The organism is candidate division KSB1 bacterium (assembly GCA_022566355.1).
In the GTDB taxonomy this organism is placed as follows: Bacteria; Zhuqueibacterota; JdFR-76; order JdFR-76; family DREG01; genus JADFJB01.
Genome location: JADFJB010000202.1, coordinates 1 through 4,255, shown reverse-complemented (window position 1 = coordinate 4,255; position 4,255 = coordinate 1). Strand labels below are relative to the sequence as shown.

Sequence of the window (4,255 nt, the reverse complement as noted above, 5' to 3'; positions counted from 1 at the left end):
GGGGGTAGGGGAGGTTTAATAATATTGATAAGTACAATTTTAATAGGTTACAGTAATTATGTTTTTAAGTTTTTATATACTAAGATTAAGATTCAGCTCAAAGTTTTAAGATTAAGATTTAGCTAATAAGGTTTTTAGACTGATTTTTCTTTTATCTTAACCTTAACCTTATTTTTTTCTTGTCTTATTCATTCCGCAATGTCTCAACGGGCTTTGCCGAAGCTGCCCTAAATGTTTGCGTTCCAATCGTTATAAACGCCAGCACCGCAACCAACCCGATGCCAAACACAAATAAACCCGGTCCAATATCCTCCCGGTATGGAAATTGATTCATCCAGACATTTGTGATAAATAATAGATCTAAGGTTGCAGCAATCCCAATAGCAATTGCTAACAACTTTACCATGTCTTTGGAAAGCAGCATCACAATTTTCCCCACACTTGCGCCAAGCACTTTTCGGATACCGATTTCTTTAGTTCGAGATTCCGTGTTAAATATGGCCATCCCTAACAAACCAAGGCATGCAATAAATATGGCCAAGCCAGCGATGATCTTTAAGAATAAAACGATATCGCGCATGTCATTATAGGCGCCGAGAATGTAATCATCCAAAAATTGATAGCGCAAAACCTCGTTGCCGGCGCTGACATCCTGCCAGGCACTTTTAACCTGGTCTATTCTTCCTGTGATATCGCCAGGTTGAAGCCGTACCATCGCGTACCTGTAGCGTGCTGGATTGTTACGCAAAATAACCGGTTCAATAGCACTATGTAATCGATTATAGTGAAAATCCCGGACTATCCCAACAACTTGCATATTTACAGATCCATCAACTTTGATCATTTGATTGATGGCATCACGGTTATTGGTAAAGCCTAGTCTTTGTGCTGCTGTTTCATTTAGGATGATGGCTTGAGCCGGATCGGTGGAGAACGATTTTGAAAAACTTCGTCCTGCTTTGAGTGTAAAACCAAGATTTTCCAGGTAGTTTTCGCTGATAGAAAATTCTACGGCTTTGATTGGTTCGGACAAGTTCTTTGATTGAATGGATAAGTTTGGTTTAATATTTACCCGACCAATTATACTTGAAGCTGCAGAAACATCGATAATATCTGCTTTGTTCATCAACTCATTTCTAAATAAGTCATAGGATGTATTCTGTAATCCAACACTAATCACATTTTCCTTATCAAATCCATAATCCGCATTTAACATGAACTTAACTTGTTTGTGAATCAACGCGGTATTCAATATAAAGAAAAGAGATAGAGCAAACTGGGCGATAAGTAGAACTTTTCGTATCGTTAATCCCGAAAATCCACGAATGCGTGACATCCCTTTCAGTACCTGAACCGGCAGCATTGAGGACAAATAAATCGCGGGTAAAAGCCCTGCAAAAATTCCGACAACAACACTAAAAGCAATAAAAAATAAATAAACCCAATAATTGCTGGTCCAATCTACCGCCATATATTCTACGAATTGAAAATCACGAAATACAGGGAGAAGTAAAGTTAACAAGACATAAGCAGGAATCAACGATAGCAAAGCCACAACAACCGATTCACTAACGAACTGCCTGATGATTTGAGCCCGATTTGCCCCGGAAACTTTGCGAATCCCGATCTCTTTTGCTCGTTTAAGCGATCTTGCCATAGTAAGACTTATGTAATTAAAAACAGCTGGCAGCATCATGATAATAGCCACAATGATGAAAATAATCAGGACTTCAGTATCCATGACAGTCCCCAGTTGATTGTACAATGTTGGTCCAAGAGCAATGCCGGTTAATGACTGCAGGCGGAATTGATAGTTATGCTTACTTTGTTCACTTGAAATTCTGTTAATGATTTGTGGGAAAGCAGCTTCTATTTGTGAGGATGCTTTGTTGCTAGTTAGAAGAAGATAATTGTAAAATGAGGTATGATTATTCCAATCATTAGGATTTACCATTTGAAAACCCTGGTCTCGTAAAACCCGGATGGTTGAAAACGACAGTAGGATATCATATTTTAAGTGGCTAATTTGATCAGGTTCTAAATCATTCAGCACTCCTTTAATAAGAACATCGCCAAACGAAAAGGATAAAATTTTTCCCAACGGATTTTCTTCTCCAAAGAATTTTTTTTGAGTCTCCAATGAAATCACAGCTGAAAAAGGTTCGATCAACGCTTTGTCTCGATCTCCTGCTTTCAGATCGAAACTGAAAATATTGAAGAACGATTCATCTGCATAATATCCGCCAATATCTAAAACTTTATTTTGATATTTTCCGGCTGAATAAAATCGCACCAATTGAACGGCATCTTCAATACCCGTATACTCATCGATCAAGGTTTGAACCAGTGGAGCCGGCGCACTGGCAAAATGATGTCGATCTCCTGAACTTTTATTTTCCGCTGTTGTAATGATTCTATAAATCCTGTCTTTGTTTTCATGGAATTGATCCATACTGCGTTGCTCGATAATTGACAAAATGATTAACAGACAAACGGGCATTCCTAATGCCAGACCTAAAATATTGATCGCTGAAAAACTTTTATATTTCAATAGAGTCCGCATTGTGATGGTTAGATAATTTTTAAACATAATAAGACTCCAGAATAGGGTTAAGAAAAACAATGAAGGGATTAATTTAACGGTTTGTAACCAGTAAATGGCTGTTGCCAATAACCAGCCTTTGCGTTCAAGGCAATCATAATATTCCTCTTCCAGATCGCCAATGATAGAATCATGTTGCGGAGTGAACAAAAGTTCCAGAAGCCATTTGGCGAGAATCGGAGGATTTATTTGGTTAGATGGCATTCTATTATCTAAAGTCTCAATTTTCGAAAACCAGTTTAGGTAATCCGGTCCATGCTTCTTCATTCATTTGCTTAACAGTATTTAAAGCAGCCAAACCTTTGGAGGTCATTTGGTAGAATCGTTTCCTTCTGCCACCCCGCGTTCGTGTCGGTTCGCTTTCCCATACTGACAAGTGACCCTTTTTTACCAGTCGTTCCAAAGGGATATAAACAGCGCCAACCGATAAGTTTTTGTTTAATAGCTGCGAACCATGCTTACGAATCGCCAAACCATATGCTTGTTTTTGTAACTTCCAAACGGACAGCAATAGTATTTCTTCTATTCGGGTAATGTATTCCATGGAAATAATCCTTTATGAATGATTAGTCATTTACGGAGGAGTCTTTTAATTGTTTTATAAAATAAAACAAATCAGAATCATCCTAATAATGAGTACTTATTCTTGCCACAGACTAACACAGCGCAGCCTTGGGCCGCAACCAAATTATTTAGCCACGGATTTTCACTGATTGACACGGATAAAATCCGTTCATTCACAACTTTGGCTTGTTTAACTTCTTTGCTGGCGTGAACGCCGGCAACCTCACCCTGGCAGCTCCCTTTGGTTTTGGTTCTAATACGGGTGTGGGTGAGAACGCACTCACGGACCTCACCACGGGCACCAACAACACGGCTCTTGGAACAGCGGCCGGCAAATTTTTAACCACCGGCGACCATAATATTGATATTGGTAATGCAGGCGTTGCGGCGGAATCAAGCACGATTAGAATTGGTACCGCCGGAACCCATACCAGGACTTTCATCGCTGGAATACATGGCGCGACCGTCAGTGGTGGAATTTCCGTTCTCATAAAAAGTGATGGCCAGCTTGGCACGGTATCCTCATCGAAAAGATTTAAGAAGGAGATTCACGATATGGCAGACGCCATGAGAGACTTGATGAAACTGCGTCCGGTCCTGTTTATTTACAAGAATGATTCTTCGAATACGCCACAAATACGGTCTGATTGCGGAGGAAGTGGCAGAGGTCTACCCGGAATTGGTGGTCCATTCCGCAGACGGCCAGATCGAGACCGTGCGCTATCATCTGTTTAAGCAGTATATGAATTCAAACACATTAACTCTAGTTATAATTTTGCAAGAACTGTGAGGGTTTTTTGTGCAAAAAAATGCCCAATATGCTGCGAGACTCCGAAAGGACTCGAATATACCCTCAAGGTATGTAAGCCAGCTAAGTTGGGCTTTTTTCGTTAAGGGAATAAACAATGGCAACAATTAGCACACTTAAACGAAAGAACGGCAATGCTTACCGTGTGCAATACATGGTAAATGAAAGAAGGTATTCAAAATACTTTCCTGTAAATTCAGACATTGAGAAAGTAAAGGCGTTTAAAAAAAGGATCGAGGCTCAGATTGCAGAATATAGGTCTGGGTTATCGGATAAAATCC

The 4,255-nt window shown here is 39.8% G+C and carries 4 protein-coding genes; 2 read left to right on the top strand and 2 right to left on the bottom strand.

Annotated features, from left to right (window positions below):
• Positions 1 to 184 precede the first annotated feature (184 nt).
• Both IIC38_20095 and IIC38_20090 read right to left on the bottom strand, forming a co-directional pair.
• Positions 185 to 2,806 carry an ABC transporter permease gene (locus IIC38_20095; GenBank protein ID MCH8128223.1) on the bottom strand — a complete coding sequence of 874 codons (2,622 nt, stop codon included), beginning with the start codon at positions 2,804 to 2,806 and terminating at the stop codon, positions 185 to 187.
• A 16-nt stretch (positions 2,807 to 2,822) separates the two neighbouring features.
• On the bottom strand, positions 2,823 to 3,146 hold the full coding sequence (locus IIC38_20090; protein MCH8128222.1) for a helix-turn-helix transcriptional regulator: 324 nt from the start codon (positions 3,144 to 3,146) through the stop codon (positions 2,823 to 2,825).
• A gap of 227 nt (positions 3,147 to 3,373) precedes the next feature.
• Between IIC38_20090 and IIC38_20085 the strand changes: the two genes are divergently transcribed.
• Complete coding sequence (locus tag IIC38_20085; GenBank protein ID MCH8128221.1) at positions 3,374 to 3,901, top strand: hypothetical protein; 528 nt, start codon at positions 3,374 to 3,376, stop codon at positions 3,899 to 3,901.
• Positions 3,902 to 4,071: 170 nt separating this feature from the next.
• On the top strand, positions 4,072 to 4,255 hold a 184-nt coding region (locus IIC38_20080; GenBank protein ID MCH8128220.1), incomplete at its 3' end, for a hypothetical protein.